Source organism: Serratia sp. BNK-17 (genome assembly GCF_048684935.1).
Classification (GTDB): Bacteria; Pseudomonadota; Gammaproteobacteria; order Enterobacterales; family Enterobacteriaceae; genus Serratia; species Serratia nematodiphila.
The window spans coordinates 3,822,621-3,841,611 of record NZ_JBLQTR010000001.1; the positions used below are offsets into that span (position 1 = coordinate 3,822,621).

Annotated in this window: 19 protein-coding genes; 12 read left to right on the forward strand and 7 right to left on the reverse strand. The window is 59.2% G+C overall.

Going from position 1 to position 18,991, the window contains the following annotated elements; translation table 11 throughout:
* Nucleotides 1-86 precede the first annotated feature (86 nt).
* Nucleotides 87-902, reverse strand: coding sequence for a DUF72 domain-containing protein (locus ACMGF7_RS18200; protein WP_031299685.1), 816 nt, complete (start codon nt 900-902; stop codon nt 87-89).
* A 53-nt stretch (nt 903-955) separates the two neighbouring features.
* Entirely contained in the window at nt 956-1,534 is a 579-nt protein-coding gene (locus ACMGF7_RS18205) for a hydrolase (RefSeq protein WP_049240309.1), read from the reverse strand.
* Between the two features lie 231 nt (nt 1,535-1,765).
* Between ACMGF7_RS18205 and ACMGF7_RS18210 the strand changes: the two genes are divergently transcribed.
* From ACMGF7_RS18210 to ruvB, 7 genes are all read left to right on the forward strand, one after another.
* The gene (locus tag ACMGF7_RS18210; RefSeq protein WP_033632845.1) at nt 1,766-1,957 is read left to right on the forward strand and encodes an FmdB family zinc ribbon protein; all 192 of its coding nucleotides are present in this window, start codon (nt 1,766-1,768) and stop codon (nt 1,955-1,957) included.
* Nucleotides 1,958-2,031: 74 nt separating this feature from the next.
* Nucleotides 2,032-3,816, forward strand: a complete 1,785-nt coding sequence (gene aspS / locus ACMGF7_RS18215; RefSeq protein WP_049240311.1) for an aspartate--tRNA ligase — start codon at nt 2,032-2,034, stop codon at nt 3,814-3,816.
* Nucleotides 3,816-4,262, forward strand: a complete 447-nt coding sequence (nudB, locus tag ACMGF7_RS18220) for a dihydroneopterin triphosphate diphosphatase (protein ID WP_004932373.1) — start codon at nt 3,816-3,818, stop codon at nt 4,260-4,262. Before aspS ends, nudB begins: the two co-directional genes overlap by 1 nt.
* 19 nt (nt 4,263-4,281) lie before the next feature.
* Nucleotides 4,282-5,025 (forward strand): YebC/PmpR family DNA-binding transcriptional regulator, encoded by a 744-nt coding sequence (locus tag ACMGF7_RS18225; protein ID WP_004932370.1) that lies wholly within the window; start codon nt 4,282-4,284, stop codon nt 5,023-5,025.
* A gap of 57 nt (nt 5,026-5,082) precedes the next feature.
* Nucleotides 5,083-5,604, forward strand: a complete 522-nt coding sequence (ruvC, locus tag ACMGF7_RS18230; protein ID WP_004932367.1) for a crossover junction endodeoxyribonuclease RuvC — start codon at nt 5,083-5,085, stop codon at nt 5,602-5,604.
* A 112-nt stretch (nt 5,605-5,716) separates the two neighbouring features.
* Nucleotides 5,717-6,328 carry a Holliday junction branch migration protein RuvA gene (gene ruvA / locus ACMGF7_RS18235; protein ID WP_046896685.1) on the forward strand — a complete coding sequence of 204 codons (612 nt, stop codon included), beginning with the start codon at nt 5,717-5,719 and terminating at the stop codon, nt 6,326-6,328.
* A 19-nt stretch (nt 6,329-6,347) separates the two neighbouring features.
* Nucleotides 6,348-7,352: a Holliday junction branch migration DNA helicase RuvB gene (ruvB, locus tag ACMGF7_RS18240; RefSeq protein WP_004932364.1), complete on the forward strand. Its 1,005-nt coding sequence runs from the start codon at nt 6,348-6,350 to the stop codon at nt 7,350-7,352.
* Between the two features lie 61 nt (nt 7,353-7,413).
* On the opposite strand, the gene znuB is transcribed toward ruvB, so the two are convergent.
* Nucleotides 7,414-8,199 carry a zinc ABC transporter permease subunit ZnuB gene (znuB, locus tag ACMGF7_RS18245; RefSeq protein WP_015378131.1) on the reverse strand — a complete coding sequence of 262 codons (786 nt, stop codon included), beginning with the start codon at nt 8,197-8,199 and terminating at the stop codon, nt 7,414-7,416.
* The gene (gene znuC / locus ACMGF7_RS18250; protein ID WP_004932357.1) at nt 8,196-8,954 is read right to left on the reverse strand and encodes a zinc ABC transporter ATP-binding protein ZnuC; all 759 of its coding nucleotides are present in this window, start codon (nt 8,952-8,954) and stop codon (nt 8,196-8,198) included. Before znuC ends, znuB begins: the two co-directional genes overlap by 4 nt.
* A gap of 78 nt (nt 8,955-9,032) precedes the next feature.
* Here znuC and znuA point away from each other — a divergent pair, with 78 nt between their 5' ends.
* From znuA to lpxM, 3 genes are all read left to right on the forward strand, one after another.
* The gene (gene znuA / locus ACMGF7_RS18255; protein WP_197799774.1) at nt 9,033-9,977 is read left to right on the forward strand and encodes a zinc ABC transporter substrate-binding protein ZnuA; all 945 of its coding nucleotides are present in this window, start codon (nt 9,033-9,035) and stop codon (nt 9,975-9,977) included.
* 20 nt (nt 9,978-9,997) lie between these two features.
* Nucleotides 9,998-11,320: a murein DD-endopeptidase MepM gene (mepM, locus tag ACMGF7_RS18260; RefSeq protein WP_049240312.1), complete on the forward strand. Its 1,323-nt coding sequence runs from the start codon at nt 9,998-10,000 to the stop codon at nt 11,318-11,320.
* 149 nt (nt 11,321-11,469) lie between these two features.
* Complete coding sequence (lpxM, locus tag ACMGF7_RS18265) at nt 11,470-12,438, forward strand: lauroyl-Kdo(2)-lipid IV(A) myristoyltransferase (protein WP_004932345.1); 969 nt, start codon at nt 11,470-11,472, stop codon at nt 12,436-12,438.
* Between the two features lie 49 nt (nt 12,439-12,487).
* Here lpxM and ACMGF7_RS18270 read toward each other — a convergent pair whose 3' ends face one another.
* The 3 genes from ACMGF7_RS18270 to ACMGF7_RS18280 form a co-directional block, all read right to left on the reverse strand.
* Complete coding sequence (locus ACMGF7_RS18270) at nt 12,488-13,369, reverse strand: leucine-rich repeat domain-containing protein (protein WP_049240316.1); 882 nt, start codon at nt 13,367-13,369, stop codon at nt 12,488-12,490.
* Nucleotides 13,370-13,454: 85 nt separating this feature from the next.
* The gene (pyk, locus tag ACMGF7_RS18275) at nt 13,455-14,897 is read right to left on the reverse strand and encodes a pyruvate kinase (RefSeq protein WP_004932339.1); all 1,443 of its coding nucleotides are present in this window, start codon (nt 14,895-14,897) and stop codon (nt 13,455-13,457) included.
* A 189-nt stretch (nt 14,898-15,086) separates the two neighbouring features.
* Nucleotides 15,087-15,959 carry a MurR/RpiR family transcriptional regulator gene (locus ACMGF7_RS18280; protein WP_021503871.1) on the reverse strand — a complete coding sequence of 291 codons (873 nt, stop codon included), beginning with the start codon at nt 15,957-15,959 and terminating at the stop codon, nt 15,087-15,089.
* Between the two features lie 449 nt (nt 15,960-16,408).
* Between ACMGF7_RS18280 and zwf the strand changes: the two genes are divergently transcribed.
* Nucleotides 16,409-17,884, forward strand: coding sequence for a glucose-6-phosphate dehydrogenase (gene zwf / locus ACMGF7_RS18285; protein ID WP_004932333.1), 1,476 nt, complete (start codon nt 16,409-16,411; stop codon nt 17,882-17,884).
* 154 nt (nt 17,885-18,038) lie between these two features.
* On the forward strand, nt 18,039-18,680 hold the full coding sequence (locus tag ACMGF7_RS18290) for a bifunctional 4-hydroxy-2-oxoglutarate aldolase/2-dehydro-3-deoxy-phosphogluconate aldolase (protein ID WP_004932329.1): 642 nt from the start codon (nt 18,039-18,041) through the stop codon (nt 18,678-18,680).
* The last annotated feature ends 311 nt before the right edge of the window (nt 18,681-18,991 follow it).

Genomic DNA, 18,991 nt, shown 5'->3' on the forward strand with positions numbered 1-18,991 from the left:
TAACCAAAACTGGCAGCCAGCATCATAGCCGTCATTGTATTCACTGTCGCGGGGAAATATTTGATGTTATTGGTCAGATTAATAGGTCAAAACAGAGCATCTTGTTCTGGCCAGTCTGGCGGCGCAGGCAAATCAGGGATCGCCAGGCGCAACTGCTGCCAAATTTTTTGCGCCTGCTGGGGCGAATCGCCGTTGTCCGGCGTATGAATAAACAGATAGGGCTGATGCTGTTGCTGCCACAGCGGCAGTTTTTGTTGCCAGGCTTCGAACCAGCGCAGGTTATCGGCCAGTTGGTCACCGCCGATAAAGCGCACCAACGGTTGGTCGGCGGTGACCAGAGCGTGTACCGGCAGCTTCGGTTTTTTCTGCTGGGCATCGCGCACGGCGGCGGTATTGGGGGCGGCGTGATGCACCGGGCGGCTGTCGAGGATCACCCGATTGATGCCGCGCTGGTGTAACCCCTGATTCAACGCGCGCTCTTCCTCGCCCTTGGCGAAAAACGCCGGATGACGCACTTCTACGCCGTAGGTGAACTCCTGCGGCAGGCTTTCGAAGAACTGCCACATGCGCGGCAGCTCATCGGGGCCGAAGGCGGCGGGCAGCTGCAGCCACAATTGGCCGATGCGCTGATGTACCGGGCTCAGGCAGTGGTAAAACGCCTGTAGCTCGGCGGCGCAGTTGCGCAGGGCGGCCTTGTGGCTGATGTCCGACGGGAATTTGAAGCAGAAGCGAAAATCGTCGCCGGTCATGTCGCGCCAGCGCTGCACGATTTCCAGTTTCGGCAGCGCGTAGAAGGTGGTGTTGCCTTCCACGCAGTTGAAGTAGCGGCTGTAATCCGCCAAATCACGCAGCCCGATACGATTCCAGGCTGAATGTTGCCACTGCGGCAGTCCGATGTAGATCACGGCGTCGTCTTCCTTTACTTGTGCTTGGCTTATCAGGCTACAACTTAACGTTACCGCTCGAGCGCGGCAAGAATTTCGCCGGTGTCGCGCACCCGCGCCAAACGCGGGAAGATGTGTTCGAACGCGAAACGGTGCATTTCCGCGTTCTGCGCGCTGCAGACGTCTTCGGCGATCACCAGCTCATAGCCGTGCTCCCAGGCGGCGCGGGCGGTGGATTCCACGCCGATATTGGTGGATATGCCGCCCAAGACTACGGATTTGATGCCGCGGCGGCGCAGCTGCAAGTCCAGATCGGTGCCGTAGAAGGCGCCCCATTGGCGCTTGGTGATCAGAATATCGTTGTCGCAGACCGCCAGCGGCGCGGGGAATTCCCACCAGCTGGCCGGCAAACCGCCGGTGGGCGCGGGAGCCGGTTTATCCACCGGCTGTTTCAGCGCTTCGGCGAAGGAGTCTGACCAACCGACGCGCACCAACAGCACCGGCGCGCCCAGCATGCGAAAACGCGCGGCCAGCAGGGCGGCGTTCGCCACCACCTGGCCGGCGCTGTGCGGGCCGCCGGCGTAGGGCAGAATGCCGTTTTGCAAATCGATCAGCACCAGAGCGGTGGTTTGGGCGTCAAGTTTCAGCATGGATTTCATCTCGTTGCGAAGTGGATAAAAACTGTTCGGCGCAAAACCGGGGGAGAATCAGGCTACGTGAAAAAACTGTCGCAGGTTAATGGGAAATTTGTTAACCGATGTGTTGATTCGAACAAAAACGCGCCATTTAGTGCAGTAACAATGCTGTGTTCGCACTTATCGGGCGGATGAATTTCCTTTATAATGACTCCCTTTTTTCAACACTCTTTAATCCAACGACCTATGCCGATTTATGAATATGCATGTGGTGCTTGCAACCATCGGTTAGAGAAATTGCAAAAATTTTCCGATGCGCCGCTGGCTGACTGCCCGGCGTGTGGGCAGCCCGCGTTGACCAAGTTGATTTCATCTTCCGGTTTCCAGCTTAAGGGCACCGGCTGGTATGCGACGGATTTTAAACCGGGCAACAAGTAGAATTTATCAGATAACAGCCGCGCGACAGGGGCGCAGTAGCCCAGCGCGGCATCGGCTGTGTAAAAGGATAGCGTATGCGTACTGAATATTGCGGGCAGTTGAATCTGTCCCACGTGGGCCAGGAAGTCACTCTGTGTGGTTGGGTCAATCGTCGTCGCGATCTGGGCGGCCTGATCTTTATTGATATGCGCGACCGTGAAGGCATCGTGCAGGTGTTCTTCGATCCGGACCAGAAAGTCGCGTTCGACAAGGCCTATGACCTGCGCAATGAATTCTGCATCCAGATCGTCGGCACCGTGCGTGCGCGTCCGGACAGCCAGATCAATAAAGATATGGCCACCGGCGAAGTGGAAGTGTTTGCCCACGCGCTCGAGATCATCAACCGCTCCGAGCCGCTGCCGCTGGACTCCAACCAGGTCAACAGCGAAGAAGCGCGCCTGAAATACCGTTACCTCGATCTGCGTCGCCCGGAAATGGCCGAGCGTCTGAAGACCCGCGCCAAAATCACCAGCTTCGTACGTCGCTTTATGGACAGCCACGGTTTCCTCGACATCGAAACGCCGATGCTGACCAAAGCGACGCCGGAAGGCGCCCGCGATTACCTGGTGCCGAGCCGCGTGCACAAGGGCAAATTCTACGCGCTGCCGCAGTCTCCGCAGCTGTTTAAACAGCTGTTGATGATGTCCGGCTTTGATCGTTACTACCAGATCGTCAAATGCTTCCGCGACGAAGACCTGCGTGCGGACCGTCAGCCTGAATTCACCCAGATCGACGTCGAAACCTCTTTCATGACCGCCGAGCAGGTGCGTGAAGTGATGGAGAAACTGGCGCGCGAACTGTGGCTGGACGTGAAGGGCGTGGATCTGGGCGATTTCCCGGTCATGACCTTCGCCGAAGCGATGCGTCGCTTTGGTTCCGACAAGCCGGACCTGCGTAACCCGCTGGAGCTGGTGGACGTGGCCGACCTGGTCAAGGACGTCGAGTTCAAAGTGTTCTCCGGCCCGGCCAACGACGCCAAAGGCCGCGTGGCGGCGATCCGCGTACCGGGCGGCGCACAGCTGACCCGCAAGCAGATCGACGAGTACGGCGCTTTCGTCAACATCTACGGCGCCAAAGGCCTGGCCTGGCTGAAGGTCAACGACCGCGCCGCCGGCATGGAAGGCGTGCAGAGCCCGATCGCCAAATTCCTCAGCGCGGAAGTGCTGGAAGCCGTCCTGGCGCGCACCGACGCGCAGACCGGCGACATCCTGTTCTTCGGCGCAGACAGTGTCAAGATTGTCACCGATGCGATGGGCGCGCTGCGCCTGAAGCTGGGTCGCGATCTGGGCCTGACCCAACTCGACAGCTGGGCGCCGCTGTGGGTGGTTGACTTCCCGATGTTCGAAGAAGACGAAGAGGGCGGTCTGGCGGCGATGCACCACCCGTTCACCTCGCCGCGCGATATGAGCCCGGAAGAGCTGGCCGCCGCGCCGGTCAACGCCATCGCCAACGCCTATGACATGGTGATCAACGGTTACGAAGTGGGCGGCGGTTCGGTGCGTATTCACCGCAGCGAAATGCAGCAGACGGTGTTCAGCATTCTGGGCATCGACGAACACGAACAGCGCGAGAAGTTCGGCTTCCTGCTGGACGCGCTGAAGTATGGCACGCCGCCGCACGCCGGTCTGGCCTTCGGCCTGGACCGTCTGGTGATGCTGCTAACCGGCACCGACAACATCCGCGACGTCATCGCCTTCCCGAAAACCACCGCGGCGGCCTGCCTGATGACCGACGCACCGAGCTTCGCCAACCCGGCGTCGCTGCAGGAGCTGGCGATCAGCGTGGTAAAGAAAGCCGGTGCGGAACAAGAGAGCGAGTGATGAGTTATAAGCGCCCTGAATCTATCCTGGTAGTGATTTACGCGAAATCCAGTGGTCGGGTGCTGATGTTACAGCGGCGCGACGATACCGAGTTCTGGCAGTCGGTCACCGGCAGCCTGGAACAGGATGAGTCGCCGCCGCATGCCGCGCGGCGTGAGGTCATGGAAGAAGTGGGCATCGATATCGAAGCAGAGCACCTGCCGTTGTTCGATTGCCAGCGCTGCGTGGAGTTTGAACTCTTTGTCCATTTGCGACATCGCTATGCGCCGGGAACCACGCGCAATAAAGAGCACTGGTTCTGTCTGGCGTTGCCCGAGGAGCGCGATCCGGTGATTACCGAGCATCACGCTTACCAATGGCTTGAGGCGGCCGAGGCCGTGAAGTTGACCAAGTCGTGGAGCAATCAGCAGGCGATTGAAGAGTTCGTGATCAATTCAGTCCAGTAGTTTTTTTCGGAGATTTTTTATGGCAGGTCATAGTAAGTGGGCCAACACAAAGCACCGTAAAGCGGCGCAGGACGCCAAGCGCGGTAAAATTTTCACCAAGATTATTCGTGAGCTGGTCACCGCCGCCAAGCTGGGTGGCGGCGATCCGGATTCCAACCCGCGTCTGCGCGCGGCGATGGACAAGGCGCTGTCGAACAACATGACGCGCGACACCATGAACCGTGCAATCGCGCGCGGCGTGGGCGGCGATGATGATACCAATATGGAAACCATCATCTATGAAGGCTACGGCCCTGGCGGCACCGCCGTCATGATCGAATGCCTGAGCGACAACCGCAACCGCACCGTGGCGGAAGTGCGCCACGCCTTTACCAAATGCGGCGGCAACCTCGGCACCGACGGTTCCGTGGCTTATCTGTTCACCAAGAAGGGCGTGATCACCTACGCACCGGGCCTGGATGAAGACAGCGTAATGGAAGCGGCGTTGGAAGCCGGTGCGGAAGACATCGTGACCTATGACGATGGCGCCATCGACGTGTTCACCGCTTGGGAAAGCCTGGGCGCGGTGAAAGACGCGCTGACCGCGGCGGGCTTCGAAGCCGAAGCGGCGGAAGTGTCGATGATCCCATCGACCAAGGCCGACATGGACGCGGAAACCGCGCCTAAGCTGTTGCGCCTGATCGATATGCTGGAAGACTGCGACGACGTGCAGGAAGTTTACCATAACGGTGAAATCTCCGACGAAGTGGCGGCGACGCTGTAATCCGGTAAAACGGGCGCCGCCGTTCGGCGGCGCCGTGCATGCAAGGTGGATGTAGATATGGCGATCATACTCGGTATCGATCCCGGCTCGCGCGTCACCGGCTATGGCCTTATCCGCCAGCAGGGGCGCCAGTTGAGCTATATCGCCAGCGGCTGCATCCGCACGGTGGTGGACGACATGCCGACGCGGCTGAAGCTGATTTACGCCGGCGTCAGCGAGATCATCACCCAGTTTCAGCCCGATTTCTTCGCCATCGAACAGGTGTTTATGGCCAAGAACCCGGATTCGGCGCTCAAGCTCGGCCAGGCGCGCGGCGTCGCGATCGTGGCGGCGGTGAATCAGAACCTGGAAGTGTTCGAGTACGCGGCGCGGCAGGTCAAACAAACCGTGGTCGGCACCGGCGCGGCCGAAAAGGCGCAGGTACAGCACATGGTGCGCTCGCTGCTCAAACTCTCGGCCAACCCGCAGGCGGATGCCGCGGATGCCCTGGCCATCGCCATCACCCACTGCCACCTCAGCCAGAACGTGCTGCGAATGAGCGAAGGGCGGCTGAACCTGGCGCGCGGGCGTTTGCGCTGACGCGAAACGATGATTGCTCAGGCTGGATATTCATCCAGCCTTTTTTATGTTATAAGCTTTACCAGCAACGGCATGGCAGGGCGCCATGCCCGGTAATTCTGCAGGAGGGTAAATGATAGGTCGTCTCAGAGGAAATATTCTGGAAAAGCAGCCGCCGCTGGTGTTACTGGAGGCGAACGGCGTGGGTTATGAAGTGCACATGCCGATGACCTGCTTTTACGAGCTGCCGGAACTGGGGCAAGAGGCCATCGTGTTTACCCACTTCGTGGTGCGTGAAGACGCGCAGCTGCTGTACGGTTTCAACGACAAGCAGGAGCGCGCGCTGTTCCGCGAGCTGATCAAGGTCAACGGCGTCGGGCCGAAGCTGGCGCTGGCCATCCTGTCCGGCATGTCCGCGCAGCAGTTCGTCAGCGCGGTGGAGCGTGAAGAGATCACCGCGCTGGTCAAGTTGCCGGGCGTGGGCAAGAAAACCGCCGAGCGCCTGGTGGTAGAGATGAAAGACCGCTTCAAGGGGCTCAACGGCGATCTGTTCAACAGCAGCGAGATCAGCCTGCCGGCCGCCGCCGACAAAACGCCGGAAGCGGACGCAGAAGCCGAAGCTGTCTCGGCGCTGGTGGCGCTGGGCTATAAGCCGCAGGAAGCCAGCCGCATGGTCAGCAAGATTGCCAAGCCGGGCGCCGACTGCGAAACCCTGATCCGCGACGCGCTGCGCGCCGCCCTGTAAGGCCGAAAAGGGGTAGATAATGATTGAAGCCGATCGCCTGATTTCCGCCGAACCGATCAACGAAGAGGAGATCCTCGATCGCGCCATTCGTCCCAAGCTGCTGACTGAATACGTCGGCCAGCCGCACGTGCGCGAGCAGATGGAGATCTTCATTCAGGCGGCCAAGCAGCGCGGCGACGCGCTCGACCATTTATTGATCTTCGGCCCGCCGGGGCTGGGGAAAACCACCCTGGCCAACATCGTGGCCAACGAAATGGGCGTAAATTTGCGCACTACTTCCGGCCCGGTGCTGGAGAAGGCGGGCGATTTGGCGGCGATGCTGACCAACCTCGAGCCGCACGACGTGTTGTTCATCGACGAAATTCACCGTTTGTCACCGGTGGTGGAAGAAGTATTGTATCCGGCGATGGAAGACTACCAGCTGGATATCATGATCGGCGAAGGGCCGGCGGCGCGTTCGATTAAGCTCGATCTGCCGCCGTTTACCTTGGTGGGCGCCACCACCCGCGCCGGTTCGCTGACCTCGCCGCTGCGCGATCGCTTCGGCATTGTCCAGCGGCTGGAGTTTTATCAGGTGGCGGATCTGCAGCACATCGTCTCGCGCAGCGCCGGGTGCCTGGGGCTGGAGCTGTCCGACGAGGGTGCCCATGAAGTGGCCCGCCGCGCGCGCGGCACGCCGCGTATCGCCAACCGCCTGTTGCGCCGGGTGCGCGATTTCGCTGAAGTGCGCGCCAACGGCGTGATCAGCGGTTCGGTGGCGGCGCAGGCGCTTGATATGCTCAACGTCGATGCCGAAGGCTTCGACTATATGGATCGCAAACTGCTGCTGGCGATTATCGACAAGTTTACCGGTGGCCCGGTCGGGTTGGATAATCTGGCGGCGGCGATCGGTGAAGAGCGCGAAACCATTGAAGACGTGATTGAACCGTTTCTGATCCAGCAGGGCTTTATCCAGCGCACGCCGCGCGGCCGTCTGGCGACGCAGCACGCCTACCGGCACTTTGGTCTCGAACGCGAAGAGTAAATTTTTAATCCGCCAATAAAAAAGGGCCGCAGATGCGGCCCTTGTCATATCCGGGCTTTAATCAAGCCTGTTGTTTTTTGAACAGGCTCAGCGTGAACAGCACGGCAGCGCAGAGCACCACCGAAGGGCCGGCCGGCGTATCGTAAAATGCCGAGAAGGCCAGGCCGCCGGTGACCGCCACCATGCCGAGCAACACGGCGACGCCGGCCATCTGCTCCGGCGTGCGCGCGAAACGGCGAGCGGTCGCCGCTGGAATGATCAGCAGCGAGGTGATGATCAGCGCGCCGACGAATTTCATCGCCAGGCCGATGGTCAACGCGGTGACCAGCATCAGCACGGTGCGAGCCCGCGCCAGATTGACGCCGTCGACGTGCGCCAGCTCCGGGCTGATGGTCATCGACAGCAGATCGCGCCATTGCCACCACAGCACCAACAGCACCACGGCGACGCCGCCGGCGATCATCACAATGTCGCTCAGCGTGACCGACAGCAGATCGCCGAACAGATAGGCCATCAGATCGACCCGCACGTTGGACATCAACGCCACCACCACCAGACCCAGCGACAGGGCGCTGTGGGCCAGAATGCCGAGCAGGGTATCCACCGAAAGCTGCGGGCGGCGTTCCAGCCACACCAGGGCCAGGGCCAGCAGCAGCGTAATGGCGATCACCGCATAGAAAGGATTGATGTCCAGCAACAGGCCAAAGGCGACGCCGAGCAGCGAGGCGTGCGCCAGGGTGTCGCCGAAGTAGGACATGCGGCGCCAAACCACAAAGGAGCCCAGCGGCCCGGCGGCGCTAGCCAGCAACACCCCAGCCAGCCAGCCGGGAAGTAACAATTCGATCATGCTTCGCGGCTCCCGGTTTTCTTCAAGACAATTCTTCCCTGCAGGTCGTGGCGGTGGTTGTGATGGTGGCGATACACCGCCAGCTGCTCTGCGCCGCGGTTGCCGAACATGGCGATGAATTCGGGATGCATCGAGACCACCTCCGGCGCGCCGGAGCAGCAGATATGCTGATTGAGGCACAACACCTCGTCGGTTTTCGCCATCACCAGATGCAGATCGTGCGAGACCATCAGTACGGCGCAGCCCAGTTCCTTGCGCAGCTGATCGATCAGGTCGTACAGCGCCAGTTGGCCGTTGACGTCCACCCCTTGCGTGGGTTCGTCCAGCACCAGCAGCTGCGGTTTATTCAGCAGCGCTCGCGCCAGCAGTACGCGTTGGTTCTCACCGCCGGAGAGCTTTTGCATCGGCTGGTCGAGCAGGTGGGCGGCGTGCACGCGCTTGAGCGCCGGCAGAATGTCGGCTTTCTTTACGCCGGGTTTAAGACGCATAAAGCGGCTGACGGTCAGCGGCAGGGTGGCGTCGAGGTGGAGTTTTTGCGGCACGTAGCCGATGCGCAGGTCGGGCTCCCGCTCCAGCGTGCCGGCGGTTGGTTTGACCAATCCCAGCACCACGCGTACCAGTGTGGATTTGCCCGCGCCGTTCGGGCCAAGCAGCGTGAGAATACGGCCGGGCTGCAGGCTGAGGGAAATGTTCGACAGCACCTTGCGGCTGCCGAAGGCGACGGAGATATTTTTTAGCGTTATCAGTGTAGACATCTCGAGATTACAGGTTGCAGAACGAAGCGGATGTTATAATATCACGCCTTGTTGATGAAAACGATGGGATTACTGATGATGGCACAGAAAAATAAATGGCTGCAGCGCACGCTGCTGGCCAGCGCACTGTTGATGGCCGGCCCGCTGAGCAGCGCTTCCGCTGCGGTGGTGACCTCGATTCGCCCCTTAGGCTTTATCGCTTCGGCCATCGCCGACGGCGTGACGCCGACCGAGGTGTTGCTGCCGGACGGCGCTTCGCCGCACGATTTTGCGTTGCGTCCTTCCGATCTCCAGCGCTTGCGTTCCGCTGACCTGGTGTTGTTGGTCGGGCCGGACATGGAAGCGTTCTTGAACAAGGCGCTGGTGCCGATCTCGGCGACGCGAAAGCTGGCTATCAGTGAACTGCCGGCGGTGAAGCCGCTGCTGATGAAAGGCGAAGAGGACGACGATCATGAACATGCAGGCGAAGCGCATAACCATGCCGATGACGATCATGGGCATCATCACGGCGAGTACAATATGCACGTTTGGCTGTCGCCGGAGATAGCAAAAGTGACCGCGATCGCGATTCACGACAGATTGTTGGAACTTATGCCGCAAAATAAGGACAAATTAGACGCAAACCTGCGCCAGTTCGAGAATCTGCTGACGCAAACTGACAAAAATGTTGGTAACATGCTTACGCCTGTGCAAGGTAAGGGTTATTTTGTTTTTCATGATGCTTACGGCTACTTTGAAAAACACTACGGTTTGAGTCCGCTGGGCCATTTCACCGTCAATCCCGAAATTCAGCCTGGAGCACAGCGCCTACACCAAATTCGAACACAGTTGGTTGAGCAGAAAGCGGTATGCGTTTTTGCTGAGCCACAATTCAGGCCGGCCGTAATCAATGCCGTCGCCAAGGGTACCAAAGTGCGTTCCGGAACGCTGGACCCGCTGGGCATCGGCATCGCGCTGGGGAAGGACAGCTACGGGAAATTCCTGACTCAGCTGTCAAACCAGTACGTGAGCTGCCTGAAGTAAGCTTATGAGGATAATATCGAGTGCAGCAGATAGTCCGAACTATCGCTCTGGCGTATAACAACCTGCCACGGCCCCACCGCGTCATGCTGGGGTCGCTGACAGTCGTCACATTGGCCGTCGCTGTTTGGCGGCCTTTTGTTTACCACCCAGAACACAACCCCATCGCCAAGAGCGTCGAGTTAGAATCCAGCCAGATGCGGTCATTGCTCCCTGAAGCCAGTGAACCGATAGATGTCGACCAACCCACCCCCGATGACGAAATCCCGCAGGATGAGCTGGACCAGAAGGATGCCGGCGATGATGGCGTGCATGAATATGTGGTTTCCACCGGCGACACCCTTGGCAGCATTCTGACGCAGTACGGCATCGATATGTCGGATGTCACCTTGCTGGCTTCGCAAAACCGCGATCTGCGTAACCTGAAGATCGGCCAACAGCTGTCGTGGACCGTGAACGACGCAGGCGATTTGCAGCAGTTGACCTGGGAGATTTCCCGCCGCGAAACTCGCACCTATGATCGCGTCGGCAACAGCTTCAAGGAGTCAAAAGAGGCGCAGCAGGGCGAATGGCGCAACAACGTGATCAGCGGCCGGGTCAACGGCAGCTTCGTCAGCAGCGCCGGCGACGCCGGGCTGAGCCGTAACGAAATCAACTCGGTGATCAAGGCGTTGCAGTGGCAGCTCGATTTCCGCAAGCTGCGCAAAGGCGATCAGTTCTCCGTGCTGATGTCGCGTGAGCATTTCGACGGTAAGAAATCGCAAAGCCAGCTGTTGGGCGTGCGTTTGCGCACCGGCGGCAAGGATTACTATGCGATCCGCGCCGAAGACGGCAAATTCTACGATCGCCAGGGCTCTGGCCTGGCGCGCGGCTTCATGCGTTTCCCGACCATGAAACAGTTCCGCATCTCCTCCAACTTCAACCCGCGCCGCGTGAACCCGGTGACCGGCCGCGTGGCGCCGCACAAGGGCGTCGATTTCGCCATGCCGGTCGGCACGCCGGTGCTGGCGGTCGGTGACGGTGAGGTGGTGATCGCCAAACGCAGCGGCGCAGCGGGCAACTATGTGGCGATCCGCCACGGTCGTCAGTACACCACGCGCTATATGCACCTGAAAAAACTGCTGGTGAAACCAGGCCAGAAGGTGAAACGCGGCGATCGCATTGCGCTCTCCGGCAACACCGGCCGCTCCACCGGGCCGCATCTGCACTTTGAACTGTGGACCGGCCAACAGGCGGTGAACCCGCTGACGGCCAAGCTGCCGCGTTCCGAAGGGCTGGGCGGCAAAGACCGCAGCGATTATCTGGCGCAGGTGAAGGAAGTGGTTCCTCAGCTGCAGTTGGATTAACACCCCCTTTTTCCGGCGCTTCGGCGCCGTTAATTTCATCGGCCTGATTGCGGGCCGATGCTGTTTTATCTGGGCGGTTCGCGGTTGTTAATTGCAAAATCGGTGCTGGCAATTATGATTAGCCGAATCGCTAAGCCAAGAGCATGTGCATGCAAAACGAGAAGAAATCGAACGTAGAGTTCATTCCGCAGTTTCAAAAAGCCTTTTTATACCCGCGCTACTGGGGCGTGTGGTTGGGAACCGGTCTAATGGCCGGCATTTCGCTGGTGCCTGCGCGCCTGCGCGATCCGGTGCTGGGTGCGGTCGGCAAACTGGCCGGCAAGCTGGCGAAGGGCGCGCGCCGTCGTGCCCGCATCAACCTGCTGTATTGCTTGCCGGAATTGCCGGAAAGCGACCGTGAGCACATTATCGACCAGATGTTCGCCTGCGCGCCGCAGTCGATGGTGCTGATGGCGGAGCTGGCCTGCACCAAGCCCGAGAAAGTGCTCAAGCGCGTGCGTTGGCACGGTGAAGAGGTGTTGGACAAGATCCGGGCGGAAGGGCGCAACGTGATTTTCCTGGTGCCTCACGGCTGGGCGGTGGATGTGCCGGCGATGTTGATGGCCGCGCGCGGCCAACCGATGGCGGCGATGTTTCACAACCAGCGCAATCAGCTGATCGACTACCTGTGGAACGCCGTGCGTCGTAAATTCGGCGGCCGCATGCACGCGCGCAATGACGGCATCAAACCGTTTATCAGTTCAGTTCGCCAGGGGTATTGGGGTTATTATCTGCCCGATCAGGATCACGGCGCTGAGCACAGCGAGTTTGTCGACTTCTTCGCCACCTATAAGGCGACCTTGCCGGCGGTCGGGCGGCTGATGAAGGTATGCCGTGCGGCGATCGTGCCGTTGTTCCCGGTGTACGACGGCAAAACCAGCATGCTGGATATCTATATTCGCGAGCCGATGGACGATCTGGCCGAAGCCGATGACCCACGGATTGCCCGCCGTATGAATGAAGAAGTGGAAAACCTGGTGGGCCCGAACCCGGAGCAGTACACCTGGATCCTCAAATTGTTGAAGACGCGCAAAGAAGGGGAGATTGAACCCTACTCGCGCGACGATCTGTATCGTTAATCCTTTCTACCGCTAACGCCGGCAGGGTCACAACCCGACCGGCGTCTATTCAGATGTGTACCCTACAGCCGCGCGCCCGCAGGATGTCGACGACTTTCGGCGTGTGGGTGAAATCGTTCCAGCGCAGATCAAGCTTGCGCAGCCGGCTCAGTTCGCCGAGGCTTTCCGGCAGATCGCTCAGGCGGTTGGCGCGCAGATCCAGGCTTCTCAGCGCCGTCAGCTCACCGATATTTTCCGGCAGGCGCGTCAGCTGGTTGAAACGCAGGTTCAACTCGCTCAACCGCGGTAGCCGGCAGAAGGCTGCCGGCAGTTCGGCGATGGCGTTGCTGGCCGCGTCGAGTATCTCCAGCTCACCGAGCTGTGCCATTACCGCCGGCAGCGCGGTCAGGGCATTTTTCATGATATGCAGTTCGCGCAGCGCGCGCAGTTGCCCGATTTCGGCGGGCAGGCTGCCGATGCGGTTGTTGTATAAACGCAGCTCCTGCAACGCCGCCAGACTCGGTATTGCCTGCGGCAAGGCGGTCAGTTGGTTATCGGTCGCGTTGAGGTAAACCAGCTGCTGTAGCTGCGCCAGCGAGCGCGGCAGATCGCTAAAGCCGTTGTCGCTCAGGTAGAGGTATTTCAACCGATGCAGTTGCCCCAGTTCCTCGGGGAGTTCGCTGGCGCGATTGTGGCCGAAGTCGAACATCTCAAGCTGTTGCAACTGGCCAATCTCCGGCGGCAGGTGGCCGATCTGATTGCAGGAGATGTTCAGTACCTGCAGGTTGCGGTGTTGCAAGATGGAGGCGGGGAAGGCCGTCAGCTGATTGTCGTACAGGCTGATTTTGCGCAGCGCATGGCCGGTTAGCTGCGATTCGTCGAGCTGCGTCAGACCGCGCCCATCGAGATCGAGCGCATCACCGGTCGAGGCTGGATTGCGTTGGTGGAGCATGGCGTTCTCCGTCGTTTATGGCGGTGTCAGGGCAAAAAAAATGCCGGCCAACGTGAGCCGGCCGGCATGTCGTCTGCGGCGTGGATTACTCGACGCGCAGAATACGGCTGGTATTGGTGGTGCCGACGGTTTCCATCACGTCGCCCTGGGTGACGATCACCAGATCGCCGGAGACCAGGAAGCCTTTGTCACGCAGGCGATTGACGGCTTCATTGGCGGCGATCACGCCGTCTTTGTGGCTGTCGAAATACACCGGCGTCACGCCGCGATACAGCGCGGTCAGGTTCAGCGTGTGCTCATGCCGCGACATGGCGAAGATCGGCAGGCCGGAGCTGATGCGCGACATCATCAGCGCAGTGCGGCCGGATTCGGTCATGGCGATCAGCGCGGTGACGCCTTTCAGGTGGTTGGCGGCGTACATCGAAGACATGGCGATCGCCTCTTCGATGTTGTCGAACTGTACGTCCAGGCGGTGTTTGGAAACGTTGATGCTCGGGATCTTCTCGGCACCCAGACAAACGCGCGCCATCGCCGCCACGGTTTCCGCCGGGTATTGGCCAGCGGCGGTTTCCGCCGACAGCATGACGGCGTCGGTGCCGTCCAGCACGGCGTTGGCTACGTCCATGACTTCGGCGCGGGTCGGCATCGGGTTGGTGATCATCGACTCCATCATCTGGGTCGCGGTGATCACCGCGCGGTTCAGGGTGCGGGCGCGGCGGATCAGTTTCTTCTGAATGCCGACCAGTTCCGGATCGCCGATTTCGACGCCCAGGTCGCCACGGGCCACCATCACCACGTCGGAGGCCAGAATAATGTCGTCCATCGCTTCGTCGGTGCAAACCGCTTCGGCGCGCTCAACCTTGGACACGATCTTGGCGTTGCAGCCGGCATCGCGCGCCAGGCGGCGGGCATAGTTCAGATCTTCACCGGTACGCGGGAAGGAGACCGCCAGGTAGTCGACGCCAATCTTGGCGGCGGTCACGATGTCCGCCTTGTCTTTTTCGGTCAGGGCTTCGGCCGACAGGCCACCGCCGAGTTTGTTGATGCCCTTGTTGTTGGATAGCGGGCCGCCGACGGTCACTTCGGTAAACACTTTCATGCCCTGAACTTCGAGCACTTTCAGCTGAACGCGGCCGTCATCGAGCAGCAGGACGTCGCCCGGCACCACATCGGCTGGCAGGCCTTTATAGTCGATACCAACTTTTTCTTTATCGCCTTCGCCTTTTGACAGGTTGGCGTCCAGCAGGAATTTATCGCCCACGTTGAGGAAGATTTTGCCTTCCTTGAAGGTGGATACGCGAATTTTCGGCCCTTGCAGATCGCCGAGGATAGCGACGTGACGCCCCAGCTTGGCAGCAATTTCGCGTACTTTGTCAGCGCGAGCCTGGTGATCTTCCGGGCTGCCGTGGGAGAAGTTAAGCCGAACTACGTTGGCGCCGGCGGCAATGATCTTTTCCAGATTATTGTCGCGGTCTGTAGCCGGACCCAGGGTGGTAACGATTTTGGTTCTTCTGAGCCGTCTGGACATGTATTACTCCGTTGACTGGTGAAGCAAATATTGGTGTTGCGATAACGTCGGATAACGAAACCAGGCGTGAAATGTAATTTTACAACACTGATATTTCACCCGGGTTACCCGTATGAGCATGTTAACAGGGTACCGCCTCTGATGCCGTCATTCAAATGTCTGTTGAACGGCGATTTTTTCTTCGTCGGGTCACGAATCAAAACTGTTGGGAATGACCACGCCTTTATCAAAGCGCGATTCTTTGAGCGCTTCTTTGACCCGCTTCAAGTTATCTCTGAATTTAGCCCCTCGGCGCAAGGTAAATCCGGTGGCGAGCACGTCAATGAGCGTTAATTGCGCGATCCGCGACACCATCGGCATGTAAACGTCGGTGTCTTCGGGCACGTCGAGCAGCAGGGCCAGGGTCGCCGCCTGGGCGAGCGGGGTGTCGCGCGAGGTGATAGCCAGTACCGTGGCGTCGTTCTCCCGCGCCAGGTGGGCCATCTCCACCAGATTCTTGGTGCGGCCGGTGTGTGAGATCAGCACCACCACGTCGCCTTCGCTGGAGTTCATGCAGCTCATGCGCTGCATGACGATGTCATCAAAGTAGACCACCGGAATGTTGAAGCGGAAAAATTTGTTCATCGCATCGTGCGCCACCGCCGCGGAGGCACCCAGCCCGAAGAAAGAGATCTTTTTTGCCTGGGTGAGCAGGTCAACCGCACGATTGATTGCGGCAATATCCAAATTTGCCTTTACTGTATCGAGGCTGGCCATTACCGATTCGAAGATCTTGCTGGTATAGGAATCGACGCTGTCATCTTCCTCAACGTTACGGTTTACGTAGGGCGTGCCGTTAGCCAGGCTTTGGGCGAGATGCAGTTTGAAGTCGGGAAAGCCTTTGGTATCAAGGCGGCGGCAAAAACGGTTGACGGTAGGTTCGCTGACGTCGGCCATGCGCGCCAGCGTGGCGATGCTGGAGTGAATGGCGGTCTGCGGGGAGGCCAGGATCACCTCGGCGACTTTCCTTTCAGATTTGCTCAGGCGTTCCAGATGGCTCTGGATTTTGTCCAGCGTATTCATATAACGAGAGTCACTCATGGTTTTATCCCTGTGGCTTTCAAGCAACAGCGTCGAATTTCGCCCGTGTTCGCCGTGCGAGCAGACGCCAAACGAGCGGCTGTAACCTGGAATCGATAGGGTATGTCGATTTCAAACAAAGGAGAAATCAATGCCGGTTTAGTGAAAATATACTACGTGCTGGTAACCGTTGGCAGTCTCGACAGGGTGTATGCAGGCTTTTTTCACCAGAATATGACCTGTGTCTAACTTTCATAATGGTAACAGAGCGTCAAAAAAGACGAAAAGTTACAGTTTTGCCCACCTGCAACGGCTCTGCCGCGCAGTGGCGCTTACCACTGGAATCTTTGGGGCTTTTTTTCTGCTTTTGCACCGGGTTTGCTGGCCGTAGTCAAACAGAGTACATTAGTAATGTAAGAAAATTACAAATATCCTGCAACGAGGAGATGAACATGGCGGTAACCTCTACAGCCCAGGCGTGTGACCTGGTTATTTTCGGCGCGAAAGGTGATTTGGCGCGCCGTAAGCTGCTGCCTTCCCTGTACCAGTTAGAGAAAGCCGGACACATCCACCCGGATACGCGGATCATCGGCGTCGGCCGCGCGGAGTGGGATAAACAAGCCTATACCGAAGTGGTCAAGGAAGCGCTTGGCACCTTCATGAAGGAAAAACTGGATGACGAACTCTGGGCCACGCTAAGCGCGCGCCTGGACTTCTGCAACCTGGACGTCAACGACAGCAAGAACTTTACCAAATTGGGTAAAATGCTGGATCAGAAGCACCGCACCACCATCAACTACTTTGCCATGCCGCCAAGCACCTTTGGCGCCATCTGCAAAGGGCTGGGCGAAGCCAAGCTGAACCATGAGCCGGCGCGCGTGGTGATGGAGAAACCGCTGGGCACCGATTTGGCGTCCTCACGCGTGATCAACGATCAGGTGGCGGAGTACTTCAACGAATCCCAGGTTTACCGTATCGACCACTATCTCGGCAAAGAGACAGTGCTGAACCTGTTGGCGCTGCGTTTCGCCAACTCGCTTTTCGCCTCCAACTGGGATAACCGCACCATCGATTCGGTGCAGATCACCGTAGCGGAAGAGGTGGGCATCGAAGGGCGTTGGGGTTACTTCGACCAGGCCGGCCAGATGCGCGACATGATCCAGAACCACCTGCTGCAGATCCTGACCATGATCGCCATGTCGCCGCCGGCGGATCTGACCACCGACCGCATCCGCGACGAGAAGGTGAAGGTGCTGCGCTCGCTGCGCCGCATCGATCAGACCAATGTCCGGGAAACCACCGTGCGCGGCCAGTATACCGCCGGCTTCGTCCAGGGCAAGAAAGTGCCGGGTTATCTGGAAGAGGAAGGGGCGAACAAGAGCAGCAGCACCGAAACCTTCGTCTCTATCCGCGTGGATATCGACAACTGGCAGTGGGCCGGCGTGCCGTTCTACCTGCGTACCGGTAAACGTCTGCCGACCAAATGTTCGGAAGTGGTGGTGTACTTCAAAAACCCGCCGCTTAACCTGTTCAGCGATTCTTACCAGCAGTTGCCGCAGAACAAGCTGACCATCCGCCTGCAGCCGGACGAAGGCATCGAAATTCAGGTGCTGAACAAGGTGCCGGGGCTGGATCACAAGCACCGCCTACAGACCACCAAGCTGGACCTGAGCTTCTCGGAAACCTTTAACCAGGAGCACGTGGCGGACGCCTACGAGCGCCTGCTGCTGGAGACCATGCGCGGCATTCAGGCGCTGTTCGTGCGCCGCGATGAAGTGGAAGAAGCCTGGAAGTGGGTCGACTCCATCATGGACGCATGGAAAGCCGACAACGAGGCGCCTAAGCCTTACCAGGCGGGCACCTGGGGGCCGGTGGCCTCGGTGGCGATGATCACCCGCGACGGCCGCTCCTGGAACGAGTTCGAATAATGCGTAATGCCGGCAGCTTGTCTGCCGGCTTTTTTTTGCCTGCGATCTGCGCGTGGGCCACATCACTTACGGTACGGCCGGACGTCCGCGCATTTGTGCGGAGCCCTGTGGCAGGGGCGTGCCATTGTTAACCGCGAGTAATGGAGAAATAACGATGAAAAACTGGAAAACCAGCGCCGAGCAGATCCTGACGGCGGGGCCGGTGGTGCCTGTTATCGTGATCAACAAGCTGGAGCAGGCGGTGCCGCTGGCGAAAGCGCTGGTTGCCGGCGGCGTGCGGGTATTGGAGGTGACGCTGCGCACCGCCTGCGGGCTGGAGTCTATCCGCGCTATCGCCGAAGAGGTGCCGGAGGCGATCATCGGCGCCGGTACGGTGATCAACCCGCAGCAGCTGCGGCAGGTGACCGAAGCCGGGGCGCAGTTCGCCATCAGCCCAGGGCTGACCGAGGCCTTGCTGCAGGCGGCGACGGCGGGACCCATCCCGCTGATCCCGGGCATCAGCACCGTGTCTGAACTGATGCAGGGCATGGATCACGGTCTGCGGGAATTCAAATTCTTCCCGGCGGAAGCCAACGGCGGCGTGAAGGCGCTGCAGGCGATCGGCGGCCCGTTCCCGCAGGTGCGTTTTTGCCCGACCGGCGGTATTACGCCAAACAATTACCGCGATTATCTGGCGCTGAAAAGCGTGCTTTGCATCGGCGGTTCCTGGCTGGTGCCGGCGGACGCGCTCGAAAAAGGCGACTATGCGCGCATCACTGAATTGGCGCGCAGCGCCGTCAGCGGCGCCGCGTTGTAACCCGCGCCAGGCCTGGCGTTGGCGCTTATTTGCTCACCCGCGGATATCGCAAGGCTCAACGCTCCGTTGAGCCTTTTTTAATTTTTATCGCGATTAACTTTCTTATTTTTAACCCGTTTTTTTCTGCTTTTTGATGAAAACGGCAGTTTGCTTTCTTATTTTGGCTGTGGTAAAAATATCTCAGTTGAAAATTTTACTTTTATGAGGATATTGGGCAAATCGCACGGTGTGCGGCTGATAATAGAGAACTATTATGATGACTATTAACGGAACTACCCTCAGAACCTCTACGTGCCAACTCTTCCTGTCTG

Bases quoted from the DNA above. Each gene is read 5' to 3' on its own strand.
- ACMGF7_RS18205 (WP_049240309.1), bottom strand. From the start codon at position 1,534: ATGCTGAAACTTGACGCCCAAACCACCGCTCTGGTGCTGATCGATTTG.
- ACMGF7_RS18210 (WP_033632845.1), top strand. From the start codon at position 1,766: ATGCCGATTTATGAATATGCATGTGGTGCTTGCAACCATCGGTTAGAG.
- aspS (WP_049240311.1), top strand. From the start codon at position 2,032: ATGCGTACTGAATATTGCGGGCAGTTGAATCTGTCCCACGTGGGCCAG.
- nudB (WP_004932373.1), top strand. From the start codon at position 3,816: ATGAGTTATAAGCGCCCTGAATCTATCCTGGTAGTGATTTACGCGAAA.
- ACMGF7_RS18225 (WP_004932370.1), top strand. From the start codon at position 4,282: ATGGCAGGTCATAGTAAGTGGGCCAACACAAAGCACCGTAAAGCGGCG.
- ruvC (WP_004932367.1), top strand. From the start codon at position 5,083: ATGGCGATCATACTCGGTATCGATCCCGGCTCGCGCGTCACCGGCTAT.
- ruvA (WP_046896685.1), top strand. From the start codon at position 5,717: ATGATAGGTCGTCTCAGAGGAAATATTCTGGAAAAGCAGCCGCCGCTG.
- ruvB (WP_004932364.1), top strand. From the start codon at position 6,348: ATGATTGAAGCCGATCGCCTGATTTCCGCCGAACCGATCAACGAAGAG.
- znuB (WP_015378131.1), bottom strand. From the start codon at position 8,199: ATGATCGAATTGTTACTTCCCGGCTGGCTGGCTGGGGTGTTGCTGGCT.
- znuC (WP_004932357.1), bottom strand. From the start codon at position 8,954: ATGTCTACACTGATAACGCTAAAAAATATCTCCGTCGCCTTCGGCAGC.
- znuA (WP_197799774.1), top strand. From the start codon at position 9,033: ATGGCACAGAAAAATAAATGGCTGCAGCGCACGCTGCTGGCCAGCGCA.
- lpxM (WP_004932345.1), top strand. From the start codon at position 11,470: ATGCAAAACGAGAAGAAATCGAACGTAGAGTTCATTCCGCAGTTTCAA.
- ACMGF7_RS18270 (WP_049240316.1), bottom strand. From the start codon at position 13,369: ATGCTCCACCAACGCAATCCAGCCTCGACCGGTGATGCGCTCGATCTC.
- pyk (WP_004932339.1), bottom strand. From the start codon at position 14,897: ATGTCCAGACGGCTCAGAAGAACCAAAATCGTTACCACCCTGGGTCCG.
- ACMGF7_RS18280 (WP_021503871.1), bottom strand. From the start codon at position 15,959: ATGAATACGCTGGACAAAATCCAGAGCCATCTGGAACGCCTGAGCAAA.
- zwf (WP_004932333.1), top strand. From the start codon at position 16,409: ATGGCGGTAACCTCTACAGCCCAGGCGTGTGACCTGGTTATTTTCGGC.
- ACMGF7_RS18290 (WP_004932329.1), top strand. From the start codon at position 18,039: ATGAAAAACTGGAAAACCAGCGCCGAGCAGATCCTGACGGCGGGGCCG.